General features: G+C 43.5%; 16 protein-coding genes and 1 riboswitch. Of the genes, 10 read left to right on the top strand and 6 right to left on the bottom strand.

The genetic code is table 11. The annotated features are described in order from the left end of the window. The first annotated feature begins 3 nt into the window (after positions 1-3). Positions 4-810 carry a bifunctional hydroxymethylpyrimidine kinase/phosphomethylpyrimidine kinase gene (gene thiD / locus AAEO50_RS12935; protein ID WP_341984257.1) on the top strand — a complete coding sequence of 269 codons (807 nt, stop codon included), beginning with the start codon at positions 4-6 and terminating at the stop codon, positions 808-810. Next, positions 807-1,457, top strand: a complete 651-nt coding sequence (gene thiE, locus AAEO50_RS12930; RefSeq protein ID WP_341984256.1) for a thiamine phosphate synthase — start codon at positions 807-809, stop codon at positions 1,455-1,457. Before thiD ends, thiE begins: the two co-directional genes overlap by 4 nt. Positions 1,458-1,510: 53 nt before the next feature. Here the strand turns inward: thiE and AAEO50_RS12925 are convergent, their stop codons facing one another. Continuing rightward, a complete protein-coding gene (locus AAEO50_RS12925; protein ID WP_341984254.1) occupies positions 1,511-3,313 on the bottom strand; it encodes a S9 family peptidase in 1,803 nt (600 codons plus the stop codon). A gap of 279 nt (positions 3,314-3,592) precedes the next feature. Between AAEO50_RS12925 and rlmD the strand changes: the two genes are divergently transcribed. The 5 genes from rlmD to AAEO50_RS12900 all read left to right on the top strand — a co-directional run bounded on the left by rlmD (position 3,593) and on the right by AAEO50_RS12900 (position 8,178). Beyond that, a complete protein-coding gene (gene rlmD, locus AAEO50_RS12920) occupies positions 3,593-4,960 on the top strand; it encodes a 23S rRNA (uracil(1939)-C(5))-methyltransferase RlmD (RefSeq protein WP_341984321.1) in 1,368 nt (455 codons plus the stop codon). A gap of 163 nt (positions 4,961-5,123) precedes the next feature. Next, on the top strand, positions 5,124-5,693 hold the full coding sequence (locus AAEO50_RS12915) for a TetR/AcrR family transcriptional regulator (protein ID WP_341984252.1): 570 nt from the start codon (positions 5,124-5,126) through the stop codon (positions 5,691-5,693). A gap of 50 nt (positions 5,694-5,743) precedes the next feature. Then, entirely contained in the window at positions 5,744-6,676 is a 933-nt protein-coding gene (locus AAEO50_RS12910; protein WP_341984249.1) for an NAD(P)H-binding protein, read from the top strand. Between the two features lie 115 nt (positions 6,677-6,791). After that, positions 6,792-7,364, top strand: coding sequence for a cysteine hydrolase family protein (locus AAEO50_RS12905; protein ID WP_341984247.1), 573 nt, complete (start codon positions 6,792-6,794; stop codon positions 7,362-7,364). 196 nt (positions 7,365-7,560) lie between these two features. Continuing rightward, a complete protein-coding gene (locus AAEO50_RS12900) occupies positions 7,561-8,178 on the top strand; it encodes a peroxiredoxin (RefSeq protein ID WP_341984245.1) in 618 nt (205 codons plus the stop codon). Positions 8,179-8,276: 98 nt separating this feature from the next. On the opposite strand, the gene AAEO50_RS12895 is transcribed toward AAEO50_RS12900, so the two are convergent. The 5 genes from AAEO50_RS12895 to msrA form a co-directional block, all read right to left on the bottom strand. Next, positions 8,277-8,837 carry an SCO family protein gene (locus tag AAEO50_RS12895; RefSeq protein ID WP_341984243.1) on the bottom strand — a complete coding sequence of 187 codons (561 nt, stop codon included), beginning with the start codon at positions 8,835-8,837 and terminating at the stop codon, positions 8,277-8,279. A 62-nt stretch (positions 8,838-8,899) separates the two neighbouring features. After that, positions 8,900-10,309 carry a sensor histidine kinase gene (locus AAEO50_RS12890; protein WP_341984241.1) on the bottom strand — a complete coding sequence of 470 codons (1,410 nt, stop codon included), beginning with the start codon at positions 10,307-10,309 and terminating at the stop codon, positions 8,900-8,902. Then, positions 10,306-10,983 (bottom strand): response regulator transcription factor, encoded by a 678-nt coding sequence (locus tag AAEO50_RS12885; protein ID WP_341984239.1) that lies wholly within the window; start codon positions 10,981-10,983, stop codon positions 10,306-10,308. Before AAEO50_RS12885 ends, AAEO50_RS12890 begins: the two co-directional genes overlap by 4 nt. A 488-nt stretch (positions 10,984-11,471) precedes the next feature. Further along, positions 11,472-11,636, bottom strand: coding sequence for a hypothetical protein (locus tag AAEO50_RS12880; protein ID WP_341984237.1), 165 nt, complete (start codon positions 11,634-11,636; stop codon positions 11,472-11,474). A gap of 57 nt (positions 11,637-11,693) precedes the next feature. Next, on the bottom strand, positions 11,694-12,224 hold the full coding sequence (msrA, locus tag AAEO50_RS12875; RefSeq protein WP_341984235.1) for a peptide-methionine (S)-S-oxide reductase MsrA: 531 nt from the start codon (positions 12,222-12,224) through the stop codon (positions 11,694-11,696). Positions 12,225-12,433: 209 nt separating this feature from the next. After that, a riboswitch (cobalamin riboswitch) is annotated at positions 12,434-12,631 on the top strand. Between the two features lie 126 nt (positions 12,632-12,757). On the opposite strand from msrA, the gene AAEO50_RS12870 reads away from it, so the two are divergent. The 3 genes from AAEO50_RS12870 to AAEO50_RS12860 are packed head-to-tail and all read left to right on the top strand — an operon-like array spanning position 12,758 to position 16,203. Beyond that, a complete protein-coding gene (locus AAEO50_RS12870) occupies positions 12,758-13,717 on the top strand; it encodes an ABC transporter substrate-binding protein (RefSeq protein WP_341984233.1) in 960 nt (319 codons plus the stop codon). Continuing rightward, a complete protein-coding gene (locus AAEO50_RS12865; protein ID WP_341984231.1) occupies positions 13,680-14,732 on the top strand; it encodes an iron ABC transporter permease in 1,053 nt (350 codons plus the stop codon). Before AAEO50_RS12870 ends, AAEO50_RS12865 begins: the two co-directional genes overlap by 38 nt. Before the next feature lies 1 nt (position 14,733). Beyond that, on the top strand, positions 14,734-16,203 hold the full coding sequence (locus AAEO50_RS12860; protein ID WP_341984229.1) for a heme ABC transporter ATP-binding protein: 1,470 nt from the start codon (positions 14,734-14,736) through the stop codon (positions 16,201-16,203). Positions 16,204-16,352 lie beyond the last annotated feature (149 nt).

The following is a 16,352-nucleotide window of genomic DNA, read 5'->3' as shown; positions in this document are numbered from 1 at the left end:
AACATGTCAATAAAGAAAGCACTGACGATTGCCGGGTCTGACAGCGGCGGCGGTGCCGGTATCCAGGCGGATTTAAAGACGTTCCAGGAACTTGGCGCGTACGGGATGTCAGCGATCACCGCGGTGACGGCACAAAATACACTGGGTGTCCATGGCGTTTACCCTGTAAGCATTGAAGGGATCGTGAAACAAATCGATGCGATCGGAGAGGATCTAGGGACTGACGCCCTGAAGACAGGCATGCTTTTTTCCAGTGAGGTGATCGAAGCAGTGAGTGAACGCATCCATCATTACGGCTGGCAAAATGTTGTGGTAGATCCCGTCATGATCGCGAAGGGCGGGGCGAAGCTTTTGCAAGATGAAGCTGTACGGGCGATGAAAGAAAAACTGATTCCGTTGACAGCAGTCATCACACCAAATATACCCGAGGCAGAAGTGCTGACGGATATGAAAATTCATTCAATTGATGATCGCAGGGAAGCGTCGAAGATTCTGGTGGACATGGGGGCAAAATCTGTCGTCATCAAGGGAGGACACGCCGATGACAAGGAAGTGATCGATTTATTCTATGATGGGGGCAGCTTTGAAGAGCTCGTTTCACCAAGAATAGACACGTCTCATACTCACGGAACCGGATGCACCTTCTCAGCAGCTATCACGGCACAGCTCGCCAACGGCCTATCGATGAAGGATGCTGTTATAACAGCCAAGGAATTCATCCGGGCTGCCATCGAAGACGAGCTTGGGATCGGCGGCGGACACGGTCCGACAAATCACTGGGCTTATAATAAACGAGGTGGCCCAAGTTGACGATTTATAGACAGCATGAAATCGAAGAATTCCTCCAGCTTTATTTTATTATGGGGAGTACGAACTGCAAGAAAGATCCTGTTTATGTCCTAAAACAGGCCATCGAAGGCGGGATTACCCTTTTTCAATTTCGTGAAAAGGGTGTCGGTTCGTTGGAAGGTCTGAAAAAAAAGAAACTCGCAGAAAAGTTGCATCGAGTCTGCAAAGATGCAGGCATTCCGTTTATTATTAATGACGATGTCGAACTGGCAGTGGAGTTGGATGCTGATGGCATTCATATCGGCCAGGAGGACCTAGCTGCCAACTTGGTCCGTGAAAAGGCAGCCGATATGATCCTTGGCGTGTCGACACATACAATTGGGGAAGCTGAGAAAGCAATCGAAGACGGAGCGGATTACCTCGGTCTCGGCCCAATCTATCCGACCATCTCCAAAGACGATGCGAGGGAGGTCAGCGGACTTACAATCATCGAAAACTTCCGGAAAAACGGCATCACCATCCCGATCGTTGGAATCGGCGGCATCACCTCAGCCAACGCAAGGGACGTCATTCAGGCAGGCGCAAACGGCATCTCCCTGATCTCAGCTATCGCAGCGGCAGATGATGTCAAGAAGGCGTCCGAAGATTTAAAGAGGGCGGTCATATAAAAATTGGGGACTGTCCCGCGATGCGTTAACGCGCCAAAGGGCAGTCCCCGTTTTTAATCAATGACAGTGTCTAAGAAAGACCGGATTCGTGTATAAGCTTCCATTTCATTTGCCTTTTTCGAGAAACCATGCCCCTCATCGTCAAAGAGGAGGTATTCAACGTATACTCCTTTTTCTTTCAATTTATCTACGATTCTTTCTGATTCTTCCTTTTTCACCCGGGGGTCGTTTTCCCCGTGCAGAATGCACATCGGCTTATTCATCTGTTCTACATACGTAATGGGAGAGTCCCTTACCAGTTTCTCATAATCTTTCTCAGGGTTACCCACCATCTGATCCATCAAGGTCCTCCAGCTTGGAGGGACATTTTCCAAAAAGGTCAGTAGATTGGAAATCCCAAAAATATCGACGATTGCACAAAAATACTCCGAATGTCTGCCAGCCAGCAGCAAGCTCATATATCCACCGTAGCTGCCGCCCATCGCAACAATTTTTCCTTTTTGGGTATGACCGTTTTCAATTAGCCAATCCAGCCCGGCTACACAATCAAGCCTCGGACCGTCACCCCAATTCTGTTCGACCATTCGTTGAAAAGAGGCGCCGTACCCTGTGCTTCCCCTGAAGTTAGGGGCGAAAATGGCATATCCACTCTGGAGCAGATATTGAAATAATGGTCTGTACTTCAATCGTGAGGCATTCTGAGGCCCGCCGTGGGGCCAAAGGATCGTGCAGCCATTCGCTTTTTCGGCAGCCGGTTTGAATAGTAATGCTTCAATCGATAATCCGTCAAAGGAAGGGTAGCGGACGACGTCAGGTTTGATCATACTTTCATCGCTAATGCCGAGCACTTTATTGTTGGTCAGCTGTGTCCAGACGCCATTTGCTTTCCTTTTAAAAATAGTATCGATTCGATGTGCCGAAATGCCTAATGCAAACAGTGTCCCCTCAACGGTCAATTCGATTTTTTTGATCAGATCACAGGGTGAGTCAATGAAAACCATCTTTTCTGATGTGATGTCATATTGATAAAGGTGATCCCTTACGCCTTTTTCAGTCACGATAAACAAGCTGCCTGTATGAGCCTTGAAGGCTTTCATGTCTTCATTTTCCACTTTTAATACAGGTTGGAATTCATAGGTTGAAAGACTGAAAGATGCAAGATAAGAGAAGTCCTCTTGATAGTTTGTCACGAAGTAGACGGTTTCGTTATCGTAGAATCGAACGTCTTTGATGAGATGGGGAATCGTCGAGTCCGGGACCATGGATACCCTCCCCCCGGTTGATTGATAAAATGCCGCTGCATGAGTGTTTGAGTAGGTCTCGGTGAATATGTAGGCCGATCCATCTGGTGAAACGGCTGCCACGACAATCGGGGCGACTTCCCCTTTCTGGATGAGGATCGTTTGATTCGACTTCAAATCCGTCTTATAAATATTCAACAGCGGATTATCATGATTGGCCGAATAGTACATTTCATGCTTCTGTGTAAAACAAGCATGATAGCAAGTCGATTGCTGTTCCTTTTCATTGAAAGGTATCGGCTTGCCGCCTGAAAGAGGCAGATAATGCAGCTGAAAATTTTCATCTCCATCGTTTTCAAAAGTAGCAGCAATGGTATGGTTCTTCCTATCGATATGAATGAGGCTGCTATTTTGATTGATGGAAGTCAGCGGATAAGGAAACGTATTGGGCAAATCCATCGCCCATAAATTATATTTACCATTCAAATTCGTACTGAAGACCAATTTCTCTCCATATTCACTCACTGTGAACGTACTGATCTCCACCGTGTGTAAATATTGTTCAATTTCAGGTCCCTGTATTTGGATAGGACATTCCCCCTTGAAAAATATCAAACTATAACCATATTATTCCATTATTCTACATCACATTCAATGCTTATTTGCATGCCGGGCTAAAAAGATCGACTGACAATGCAGACCCGTCCCGCGGTGTATTAACGCGTTACCAAGGTCTGGGACGGGCCTTTGATTTCAAGCCCTTGATTCGACCTCCAAGTTGATCCAATCCCCATCGCCGAAAAAAGGTTGCATTCCCTCTCCAGTTTTAATAAAGTATTATGTTAGACAGTATGTATCAAGGAGGACCAAAAATTGCCTACTACCAATGAAGAAATGGTTGTGACTATACATGGATTGGATAAGAAAGGTTCAGGACAAGCCGAGGTTTGGCGTGAGAATGAACTAGGAAATCCGAAGAAATTAAGATTGTTGATCCCGCAGACGCTTCCGGGGGAAAAGGTGCGCGTCACGGTCGATCATCCAGAAAAAAAGAGACGGAAAGCGATGCCTGACGAGATCGTGGATGCTCACCCTGAAAGGACTGACGCGCCGTGCCCGCACTTTGAACGCTGCGGCGGCTGCGTGTGGCAGCATTGGACGTATGAAGGTCAGTTGAAGGAAAAGACGAAACATGTGAGGCAGGCGATTGAATCTCAAGGCTTCGACCCGGCTCTTGTCCTTGATACGCTCGGGATGGACGAGCCTTGGCAGTACCGCAATAAAATGGAATTCACATTCGCTCCTGACGGTTCAATGGGCCTTCATGAGCAAGGGAACTTCCGAAAGGTCATTTCGCTTGAAACGTGCCTGATCGCCAGCGAGCAAATGGTGGAAGCTGCAATGGAAGTGGCTGGCTGGGTAAAGGAGCACGGACTGGAAGGGTACAACAAGGATACCCATGAAGGACTGCTCCGCCACTTGATGGTGCGTCAATCATTTGCAACAGGTGAACTGATGCTTGCAGTATTCTCAACGAAGGCTCCTGAAGGTGAACTGCAATCTGCAGTGGATGATTTAAAAGCCCGTGTGGAGAAAAAGTTCCCGCATGTGAAAAGTTTCCTTTGGATGGAAAACACAGACTGGGCTGACCGCACACAGGCGGAGAAAATTCATCTGCTTGCCGGCCGAGATTACATTAATGACGAAATGGATGGATACCGGTTCCGACTTTGGTTCGATACATTCTTCCAGACGAATCCGGTGCAGGCGCAGAAACTCGTTGACTTGGCGGTTGAAATGAGCCAGCCGAAGAAGACGGAGAAAATGATCGACCTCTTCTGCGGAGTCGGTACATTTTCCCTTCCGTTTGCCAGCAGAGTAGGAGAGCTTGCCGGCATTGAAATCGTCGAAAGCTCGATCGAGTCGGCGAAGCGCAACGCTGAGGATAATGGAATCACCAACACGTACTTCCTTGCAAAGGACGCACGCAAAGGGATAGACCAAGTGTTGGAAAGCTTTGGCCACCCTGAATTATTGATGCTCGATCCGCCGCGCTCAGGTGCAGGCGGTAAAGTCATGAGAAGAATCGGTCGTTCCCAGCCTGAACGGATCGTGTATGTCTCATGCAACCCGGATACATTCGCGGAGGACATCAAGGAACTTGAACCATTCGGCTACACGCTTGATGCCGTTCAGCCGGTGGATCTTTTTCCACATACCGTTCACGTCGAATGTGTCGCTACATTGACGCTGAATAAATGATTGAAAGGCCCGTCCCAGACTGCGCTAACGCTTTAAAGCAGTCAGGGATGGGCCTTTAGTTTACAGGTTGTTAGAAAATGTTGGGAAAATATTCTTGACATACTTGCTGTCCCCGGAATATAGTTTAATTAAACACTGGTCAATAAAAAGGATGAGGTACAAAATGTCACCAAGAAAAGCAGTAGCACAGGAACTCACAAAAGAAATGGTGATGGCGGCGGCGCGAAAGCTTTTCCGAGAAAAAGGGTATCAGCAGGTTTCGATGAGGCAGATTGCATCGGAACTGGGATACACTCACGGCTCAATTTACTACCATTTTAAAAACAAAGCAGAATTATTTTATGCGATGATCGAGACGGATTTTAAACTTTTGGATCAATGGCTTGATGACATGATGAATCTGGAAATGGATAACGATAGGAAATTGAAAGAGATTCTGTTAGCGTTCATCCGCTTCGGGCTGAGTCACAAAAGTCAGTATGAAATGATGTTCCTCCTTGCTGACGAAGAAGTCAAAAGCTATGTGAACAAGGGACCGAATGAGTCATATGAAAAATTCTCACAGTCGCTTTTAGAACTTAGCAAGAGAGAGATCACTATCCAGCAGACATGGTCGATTTTTCTGTCGCTGCATGGCTTCGTCAGTCATTATTGCCGTTGTGATGAAACATATGAAGACGTGGAAAATCTCGCGCATTCCCACGTGAATTTTATCCTCAAATCCATAGGATGAAATTTTTTTGAAGTTATTTGACCGGTGGTTAATTAAAGGGGGATTCAAAAATGAAAAAGGCAATGGTAGTCGGGGCTTCTGGTGGAATGGGGTACGCGCTCGTCACGGAGCTGGTAAACCGCGGGATAGAAGTGGTGGCATTTGCCCGGGGAAAAGAGAAGTTAAGCGGATTATTCGGCGCTACGGACCACGTCAAAATCCAGACCGGGGACGCGGAAATGAAAGAACAGTTGATTGATGCGGGGAAGGGATGTGATGTCATTTTCCATGCCATGAACATTCCTTATTATGATTGGAAAGATAAACTAGCTGCCATCACGGAAAACGTGATCGTGGCAGCCGAAAAAAATCAAGCGAAGCTGGCAGTAGTGGACAATATTTATTCTTATGGAAGAAGCGGAGGAGCCAAGCTGACTGAAGATACAGTGAAGCATCCTCATACGCGAAAAGGAAAACTCCGATTGGAAATGGAACGAATGATCAAGCAATCCTCAGTCCCTTCGTTTATCTGTCATTTTCCGGACTTCTATGGACCGAACGCCGCCAACACTTATATCCATTACACATTGCAACAAATATTGAATAAGAGGAAGGCGGGATTCGTCGGTCCGGGGAATGTTCCGCGTGAGTTTATGTATACAATGGACGGGGCTAAGATGATGGTGGATCTGGCATGCAGTCCGGGGGCGTATGGGCAAAGTTGGAATGTTCCTGCCGTAGCACCTATCACCGGACAAGAATTGGAGAAACTTCTAAAGAAACAGCTCGGGGCTGAGAAACAACTCTATTACATCTCAAAGCCGATGTTTACTGTCTTCGCGCTTTTCGCTGGAAAAGCGATGCGTGAAGCACTCGAAATGCAATATATAAACTCGGAGCCTACCATTCTCTCCGGTGTAAAACTAGAAAAATTCATGGGAGAAATGAAGGGGACCCCGTATGAACAAGGGATAGCAGAAACGATTACGTTCATGAGAGGATAGAAATCAGTCTCCACCCCAATTCTTCTAGTTCAACGTTCCCAATCAGTAATGAAGAAGGGTTCCCTCCCTTTAAAGTCGAACAATAATAACATAGAACTAAAAAGGGGAGATGGTATTGGAACAGGCATTGCTCGTCATTGATGCACAACAAGAATTAATTGAAGGAAATGAGAAGGAACAGGGGGTCGTTCAAAAGGAAAAACTGATTGAAACGATCAATCGTGTTATCGAAAAGGCGGTAGAAGCGGATGCGGGAGTCATTTTTGTTCGGGATCGAGATGTTGCCGGAGGAAAAGGTGAAGGATTTCAGGTGCATAACGGAATTAAAATACCGGAACATGCTGTAACTTTTGATAAATTGGCGACGAATTCGTTTTATGGCACTGGGCTGATCGACTTTTTACAAAAGGAAAAAATCGGACACATTGTGGTGGTGGGCTGTCAGACCGAATATTGCATCGATACTGCCGTCCGGTATGCAACCGTAAACGGAATGGACGTGACACTGGTGGCCGATGGACATTCCACGAAGGATTCAGCGGTTTTGACAGGGGAACAAATTATCAAGCATCATAACCAAGTGCTGCATGGGCATTATAACGTTGATCATTTCTCTGTCGTGAGGGATTCAGATGAACATATATTTTACCCTAAACACGATGATTATCGAAAAGAATATGGAATGTAAATCGGGTGACCGTCCCGCTTGTGTACATATCGCAACGCAAGCGGACGGCCGCTTTTTTTTATGGTCTCATCTGGACAAAAACCCCCACATACACTAGTAAAGTAATAAAAGGAGTGAAAGGTGAGATTGTAAGGCAAATCATGTTTCTGATAGCAGCACTCCGAATTCACTTTTTATATGTAAAGGAGGTGAGAACATGGCATATAAAAGGGAAGATGAAGGTACAGCAGGATGTGCTCTTCCATATTGTGCACAAACAACGGATGTAGCCCCTTTATTTACAACAGAAGCTTATGATAATAAAGAGAAAAAAATAAAAGAGGTCAGTCTCGAAAACTATCGGGGAAAATGGGTGATTTTATTTTTTTATGGAAGTGATTTCACTTTTGTCTGACCGACAGAACTGGCAGCGGTCGCTGCTATTTATGAGCAATTGAAATTACTTAATACTGAAGTACTTGCTATAAGTACGGACAGTGTATACTCACATAAAGTATTTACAGAGATTTCCCCTTCTGCTTCACAAGTTACGTTTCCGCTTTTAAGTGACCGGACACATCAAGTCAGTAAAGCTTATCGGGTTCTGAATGAGAAAACGGGAGCTACATTCAGGGCAACCATCATTATCGACCCGGATGGAATGATTGTTTCAAGATTCGTAAATCCTTTAGAAGTCGGCCGGAATGTATACGAACTGTTAAGGATAATCCAAGGCTTGCAATATAACAGACGCACTGGAAAAGGTGTACCTGCCAATTGGGTGCCGGGTCAACCAGGAATCAGTAGAGATCCGAAGAACATCGGGAAAATATAATGGTAAGAATGCCTGTCCCCATACTTCGACTACCCCTTCACATTCATGGAGACAGGCGCACGCTAATGCTAACGTGAATCGATTCAAGCATTCATTTGTCAATCCAGCTTCTTCACCTCTCGTATGATTTCTTCAAAGTGGCTTTTTTGGAAACCGAAGCTGTTGACAATGCTGCCCTGTTGATCGATCACATAGAAGCTGGTCGAATGGATGACTTGGTTTGATGAATCTGGTTTTTGAATCAGTGTTTGGAACTCTTCTCTGGCAAACACTTCAATTTCTGACTGTGTATAGCCGGTTAATAAGTGCCAATTGGCAGTTTCCTCACTGAATTTCGCTGCAAAATCCTTCAAGGTTTTTGGTGTATCGACTTCGGGATCGGCACTGAATGAAACAAATTCCACTTCTATCCCTTGTTTCTTCATTTCCTCTTGTAATGCTGCCATGCTGGCGGTCATCGGGGGACAGACGGTTTCACAGCTTGTGAAGATGAAGTCTGCAATCCAAACTTTACCTTCAAGGTCTTTACTGCCAAAAGGCTGTCCGTTTTGGTCGGTATAGCTAAATGAGTCCATTTGATATTCTTTGTTTTTATCGATTCCGCAGCCGGTCATCAGCATGACCAGGAGCAGGAGAAAGGGGATGTAGACTCTCTTCATATATAAAACCTCTTTTCCTTCAGCTCTTAAAAGGGGCCGTTGACTTCCGCTAAGAAGCTCCATTAAAAAGTATCATCCATCAAATCAATCATCACCCTAACCTCTGTACCGGATTTAACATCGCTGTTTATCTTGATCGTCCCATTATGAAGGGCAACGATCTGCTTTACAATGGACAGGCCCAGGCCTGTTCCGCCGCTGGACCGGCTTCGCGCCTTGTCAGTACGAAAGAAGCGTTCACCCAGCCGCGGAAGATCCTCTTGACTTATCGTAATGCCTTTATTAGTAATCGTGAATGCCATTTGGTGCTGGCTGCGGGTTAGCTCAATCATGATCTCTTCATTATCCGGGGAGTATTTGATCGCGTTATCAACAACGTTATAGAAGACTTGTTCCATACGCTTTTGATCACCAAGAATGATTATATCCTCTTCAATCTTTACGTTCGTATGAAGCTGTTTTTGAGATAAGCGGATCTTGAATAGTTCCAGTGTGTCATATAGGACCTGGGCAATGGCGATCGGTTCTTTGTTGATCATATATAGGTTTTCTTCCAGGTAATTTAGGTCGATTAAGTCATGGACAATTTGACTCAGCCGGTCCGTTTCCCTCTGGATCGTGGTCAAATAGCTCTCCGCTTCTTCCTTTGATGAATACATATTCTTTTTTAGCGCTTCTGTGTACCCATTGATATAGGTCAAAGGCGTCCGGAGCTCATGGACCACATTTGAAATGAATTCCTTTTTCCGTGTTTCTTGTTTTTCCAGGGAAGAGCTCATGATATTGAATGCTTCAGCAAGCTGTCCGACTTCATCATACTCAGCAGGATGGAGGCGGTGAGAATAGTTTCCTTGTGCTATTTCAGTCGAAAGCCTTTGCATATCATGCAAAGGTTTGAACAATGTTTGCCGGATGCGATTGACCACCAGAAACAAGAGAATAAAATAAAGCCCACCCGCAAGAATCAAAATCGGCATACTTGCTTGAAAGACTTCCTGCATCGCCTCAAGGGGGACATAGATGAGAACTAATCCGATCAAGTCAGTTTCACCTTGGATAGGAAACACGGCACTGACGATGTCCCGGTCGAAGTGTTGGACATAGCCTTCCTTCATCACTGACTTACCTTCTGAAAGTGCGGATCGATCGTCAGGACTTATCAGCGGTTTGTTCTCAATTCTATAGGGAAAATGTTCACCCAGTTCCTCAAAGTTATTTACAACCAGAACTTCATATTCAGAAACAATATTAAACCAGTGGATCTTTTCAATGATCTCTTCGTTCAATGTACCATAATGATAATGAGCAGCCGTATTCTCTCCCTGGTGAAGAACGGATTCCCGAATGCTCTTCAGATACAAATCTTTATATAGAAAATGAAGGAAGAAGAAAGAAAAAAGGATAGTAGCACCAATACTCCCAAGGATGAGAAGAAAGACCTTTTGGCTTAATGAACTCCTTTGTTTAATCAAAGCGGCACCTCTAATTTATATCCTTTGCCCCAAACCGTCTGAATGAGCTGTCCATTATTTTTCAATTTCAATCGTATCGTTTTTATATGTGTATCTACCGTACGTTCACTACCTGTATAATTGTCGCCCCAAATCAAATAAAGAAGCTGCTCCCTTGTAAAGAGCTTTCCTTGATTCTTAATCAATAAAAGGAGTAATTCAAATTCCTTCAAGGTCAAAGAAAGCGGTTTTCCATGAAGGAGGACGGAATGAGTTTCCACGCTTATTGTAAGAGGTCCGGCAGTGAAGGTGGAAGATTGAACTGCCGAAGCTTTTGATCTTCTTAATACCGATTCAATTCTTGCGATCAGTTCACCCGGATGAAATGGTTTGACGATATAATCATCTCCTCCTAAGCGCAGCCCGTGCACCTTATCCCATTCCTCACCCTTGGCAGACAAGAATATAAGCGGAATATCATTCATCTTCTTCATTTCCTCTGCAAAAGAAAAACCATCCATATAAGGCATCATCACATCCACTAATAAAAGATCAGGTGGAGTTTGGCGTAGTTTATATAAGGCGTCCATCCCGTTTGAAGCTTGTATTACTGTATATCCTTCATTTTGCAGAAAGGTCTGGACCAACTTTCTCATTTGCTCTTCATCATCTATGATCATTATCGTCATGCCCATCTTTGCTGACCTCCTAGTGTTTACCTTTACTTTTATCGTAGCTTATTTTACGGCAAAAATGTGAAATTTTTGTGAGGAGGTCCAAAAGGGCAGGCAGGTTCAAGCATCATACCTGGAAATGGAATGACAGGGATCGTGAAATATTGAAATGAGGCAGAAGAGAATGGGTACGTGTATTTGCATTGTTTTATAATAAAACGGGAACTGAAAAATAGAGGTATTGGAGCAGCCTTTCTCGATTGGGCCGAGACTTATTTTAAAACAGGAGGGATTTAAGAAGATAAGATAAGAGTGTTTATTCAGTAATAGGGATTTAAATCAATACTATCAGAAGAGATTTGCATTTACAGGGGCAGCTGATTTTTATGGGGATTACAGTGAATATGAAAAATTAGTAGAACCGAGAAAATCTAGCGATTGATGGCTTTTCTTGGTGGAGGACTTCCTCGGTTCCTTCTTCTTAACTTATACAAAAGTTATCATTATATTCATTGACCTTTTTTAGACTTAATCTCTGTGGTTTCTTCTTCACCGTTTTCTGCATCTTTGTAATTTACTTTGTCTTCATCAGGATAAGGGTCGAAAAAGTTTACAACGCCACCCGGTCTATCGTACCCCGCAACTTGATCTTTGTCTTGATTTTGCTTTTTCATGAACAAACCCCCTTTCTGCTCTTTAGTATGTGAGAAAGGGGGTTTGTTCATTCGTTGTTATTGCTGCCAGTGAGTGTTGATGAATTCATCCCTGCCGGATACTTTACGATCAGCTTTATAGTCCTCTGGCTTTTTTTTATAAAATTTTTGATGATAATCTTCAGCAGAATAAAAGGCAGCTGAAGGAAGTATCTTTGTAACGATCGGCTTTTTGAATCGACCACTCTCGATGATTCTATGTTTGGAATCTTCTGCAGCTCGTTTTTGATTATCGTTATGATAAAAGACAGCGGTACGATACTGATCACCGCGATCATGGAATTGTCCTCCATCATCTGTCGGGTCTATTTGTGGCCAATAAAGATCCAATAGGTTTTCGTATGGGAAAACAGAAGGGTCAAACGTAATTTGTACTACCTCATAATGCCCGCTATTTCCTTCTTTAACTTCTTTATAAGTGGGATTTTCGATGTGTCCCCCTGAATATCCGGAGACAACATCAATGATGCCGGGTAATTCATCAAAAGGTTTTACCATGCACCAGAAACACCCTCCGGCAAAGGTAGCAAGTTCTATCTCTTTCTTCATTTTTAAAAAACCTCCTGCAGTATTTGGTGCTCTAATGTGTTAAAGAAATATCAGATTGAACAAATTTTATCACTTATGATCCATTTTTGACAATGAATTTATTTTTTGTTTTAAACTCCATTATCTAATTTGAACATTTAAAAATACTTCAAAAAATATGTTTACCTGAACACTTGAGCTCCTGTATAATTCTTGTGAACGGAAAATTACATAGTTGAATGATTGGGTGAAGCGGAATGTGTTTTCATATTCCTCTGCTTCTTAAAAGGGAAGTTGGTGCAAATCCAACGCGGTCCCGCCACTGTAAATGGGAGTAAGCTGCGATATCAGCCACTGTACAATTGTACGGGAAGGTGCAGTAAGCAATGACCATAAGCCAGGAGACCTGCCTATCATCATTGACACTGGTACTACGCGGATAGGAAGGTGTAACATGCATGATTGAATTATGATTGGTCGACCCATTGTGCATATTACACAGCATCTCCTTTTCGGGGATGTTTTTTTATTATGAGGAGAGAAGGAGAGTAAAAATGAAGAAGATTATTGGATTACTCATTATTTTGATGTTATCAATGGTATTTACAGCAGCGTGTGGAAATGGATCTTCCACCAATCAACAAGCTGAAAAAGGTCAGGAAGAGAAAGCAGCAGGTAATACCATAAAAGTTAAGGATGCTTTAGGTGATGAAATACAATTAGATTCAGAGCCCGAAAGAATCATCTCGTTAATTCCAAGTAATACGGAAATACTATTTGAATTGGGTCTTGGTAAGGAAGTTGTGGGAGTAACAGATTTCGATAACTATCCTGAAGAAGCAGCGGGCAAAGAAAAAATCGGGGGAATGGAATTTAATGTAGAGAAAATCATCAGTCTTAACCCTGATCTTGTGCTCGCGCATGAATCCACCGCAGTAAGTGCGAAAGAAGGGTTAAATCAATTAAGGGATGCAGGAATCAACGTATTCGTTGTGCGTGATACGCAAAAGATAGATGAGGTTTATACAATTATTGACAATATTGGAAAATTGACTGGAAAGACAGAAGAAGCTGAAAAGCTGGTATCTTCAATGAAAAAGGATTTAGAAGAAATTAAAGCAAAAGCCGAAGACGTACAAGAAAAGAAGAAGGTATACGTTGAAGTGGCCCCTTCACCAGATATTTATTCAACTGGGGATAAAACGTTTATCAATGAAATGCTTGAGTTGATTAATGCTGAGAATGCTTTAAAGGACCAGGAGGGATGGATAGCTGTAAATCAAGAAGAGGTCATTGCAGCAAATCCTGATGTTATTATAACAACTTACGGATACTATAATGATAAGTCAAAAGAACAGTTGTTGGCTCGGGCTGGCTGGCAGGATATAAATGCGATCAAAGATGAAAATGTGCATGATGTGCATTCAGACTTGGTGACGCGAACCGGTCCGAGATTAGTTGAAGGAGTAGAGGAAATTGCCAAATCAGTTTATCCGGAGATATTTACAGAATAAAATATGGATTATCTATCTGTTGGCAATATGTATTCTTATCCTATCATTGCTGCTGGGCATCTCAATTGGTACTGTACATGTCCCGATAGATGATATCCTCAACATTATCGGTGCCGAAATCATAGGGGGAAACCTAGCAGAGAATGTCGATCCCATGCATTCTAACATTGTGTTTTCCATTCGTTTACCGCGTGTATTATTAGCTTTAATAGTAGGAGGCTCTTTAGCAGTTGCAGGGGCTTCCTTTCAAGGCTTATTAAGAAATCCGCTGGCTGATCCGTATACTCTTGGAATGTCGTCTGGAGCATCGGTCGGTGCCGTGCTTACATTGTTCTTCAATATAAACCTGCCGTTTTTTGGATTATTCACACTGCCGCTCATCAGTATTCTTGGCTCTTTGCTTACCGTATTCCTTGTTTTGACTTTTGCGCGGAAAGTCGACCGCACGATGAAAGTCGAAACGATTATCCTGACAGGCATCATTTTTAGTTCATTTCTAGGATCGGTCATTTCTTTAATGATTGCTCTTTCGGGAGAAGAATTAAGGCAGATCATCAGCTGGCTTCTCGGCAGCGTCTCAATGAGAGGATGGGATTATATCTTCATTGTATTTCCTTTCTTTATTGCCGGGACATTGATTTTGATGTTTAATGCCAAGGAACTGAACGGCATGAGCTTCGGCGAAGAACAAGCACGCCATATAGGAATCTCGGTCCAAAAGAGAAAATTCATCATTCTGATAGCCGGCAGCATGCTTACTGGCGCAGCGGTTGCAGTGTCAGGTACGATCGGTTTTGTAGGCTTGGTGATCCCTCATTTTATCCGCAGGATCATCGGGTATAATCATCAGCATGTACTTCCGCTTTCGGTGGTTTCAGGCGGGGCTTTTTTGGTCGTAGCAGACTTGATTTCCCGTATGGTGATTAGTCCTTCGGAATTACCAATCGGAGTGATCACCGCTTTAATCGGGGCGCCGATATTTGCCTATATATTGCTAAAGAAAAGGGGGCAGTGACATGCTGAATGTTCACCGATTATCTGTTGGTTATGAGGAAACTGTTATAGTGGACAAAGTTGAATTTCAGGTAGCAACAGGTGAGTTTTTTGGCATATTAGGTCCAAATGGCAGTGGAAAGACGACACTCCTGAAGGCACTCTCAGGCATCCTATCCCATTCTTCGGGAGAAATCTTGTTTAATGGGAGGTATTTGAGTGATTATTCTTCAAAAGAATTAGCGAAGCTGATAGCAGTGCTGCCGCAGAATTCCTCGTACTCCTTTTCTTACAGTGTTAAAGAAACGGTGATGCTTGGCCGTTATCCTCATCAGAAGGGGCTTTTCAAGGCAATGTCCACTTATGATGAAGAAATCGTATACGAAGCAATGACCCATACGGGGGTGGAAGGGCTTCAACACCGGAAACTGGATGAATTATCAGGGGGAGAGAAGCAGAGGGTATTTCTTGCCCAGGCTCTTGCCCAGGAACCTAAGGTCATACTTTTAGACGAACCGACCAATCACTTGGACTTGGCTTTTCAAAAAAATTTGCTCGAATTGTTAAAGAATCAGACAAAAGCACGTAACCTTACAGTTATTTCCATTTTTCACGATTTGAATCTTGCCAGCCTTTACTGTGACCGTCTTCTTCTCCTGCAGAATGGACGATCCAAAGTAGTCGATCACCCTGAAGAGGTACTAAACGAACACAATATTAAAGAAGTATATGATACAGAAGTACATAAACAAGCTCATCCACATATAGCTAAGCCTCAAATCGTCTTACTTCCTGATGAGAAAGCGGAAAAGGACACTGGGATTTCTGGAGAAAGCTTACTGAGTGTTTCCCGCGGAATGATCACCTATCAGTCACCCTTTCCTTTAAAATGTATGTCATCCGGCGTTGTTGGTTCAGGATTTGGCTGGTATAAAACCTTTGTGAACCGGCATGTACCTCCTGAATATGATTGCACCGACTACAGGAAGGATATGATCAAGTTCCTTACAGAAAATGAATTTGATCCTTCTTTCACAGTGGGCATGATGACTGCTGTCAATATGGAGGATGTAGAGTATGGTACGTTTACCATTGAAGAACACTCTATATTTGTAGTAGTGACAGCAGGTATAGGGAATGCGATCGATGTAACCGGGAGTCATTTGTTCCCTCAAGAGATAAGGCCGGGGACTATAAATACTTGGGTGGTTATAAATGGGAAGCTTTCGGATGAGGCTTTTATAGAGGCTGTTGTAACTTCTACTGAAGCAAAAGTAAGGGCATTGCAGCATCAAGAAGTGTATGATCACAGAACTCAAACGCTTGCTACCGGAACCCCCACAGACAGTATACTTATCGCATCCACTCACAAAGGAATCACTTACCCGTTTGCCGGCAGTATCACGCCATTGGGAAGACTCATAGGGAAAGGCGTATTTGAAACAACTAAGAAAGCAATTGAATCCTATAGAAATAGAATGCGAGCCCTTTAACAAGAAAACAGAATGAATATATGAAAGCTGAGGCAGTTTTAAACAGCCTCAGCTTTTTTAGTTTAATTTTAAGATATATCGGGGTAATAACTTCAAGTATCATTTAAATGGCATGTGGTTTTAGGACGTTCACCTAAATAAAAGAGAGA

It is taken from the genome of Rossellomorea oryzaecorticis, assembly GCF_038405515.1.
In the GTDB taxonomy this organism is placed as follows: Bacteria; Bacillota; Bacilli; order Bacillales; family Bacillaceae_B; genus Rossellomorea; species Rossellomorea oryzaecorticis_A.
This window is presented reverse-complemented; position numbering and strand designations above follow the sequence as displayed.

Coding starts and splice junctions, on each gene's coding strand:
- AAEO50_RS12910 (WP_341984249.1), top strand. CDS start 5,744: ATGAAAAAGGCAATGGTAGTCGGGGCTTCTGGTGGAATGGGGTACGCG.
- AAEO50_RS12895 (WP_341984243.1), bottom strand. CDS start 8,837: ATGAAGAGAGTCTACATCCCCTTTCTCCTGCTCCTGGTCATGCTGATG.
- AAEO50_RS12915 (WP_341984252.1), top strand. CDS start 5,124: ATGTCACCAAGAAAAGCAGTAGCACAGGAACTCACAAAAGAAATGGTG.
- rlmD (WP_341984321.1), top strand. CDS start 3,593: ATGGTTGTGACTATACATGGATTGGATAAGAAAGGTTCAGGACAAGCC.
- thiD (WP_341984257.1), top strand. CDS start 4: ATGTCAATAAAGAAAGCACTGACGATTGCCGGGTCTGACAGCGGCGGC.
- AAEO50_RS12870 (WP_341984233.1), top strand. CDS start 12,758: ATGAAGAAGATTATTGGATTACTCATTATTTTGATGTTATCAATGGTA.
- AAEO50_RS12880 (WP_341984237.1), bottom strand. CDS start 11,636: ATGAAAAAGCAAAATCAAGACAAAGATCAAGTTGCGGGGTACGATAGA.
- msrA (WP_341984235.1), bottom strand. CDS start 12,224: ATGAAGAAAGAGATAGAACTTGCTACCTTTGCCGGAGGGTGTTTCTGG.
- AAEO50_RS12885 (WP_341984239.1), bottom strand. CDS start 10,983: ATGGGCATGACGATAATGATCATAGATGATGAAGAGCAAATGAGAAAG.
- AAEO50_RS12860 (WP_341984229.1), top strand. CDS start 14,734: ATGCTGAATGTTCACCGATTATCTGTTGGTTATGAGGAAACTGTTATA.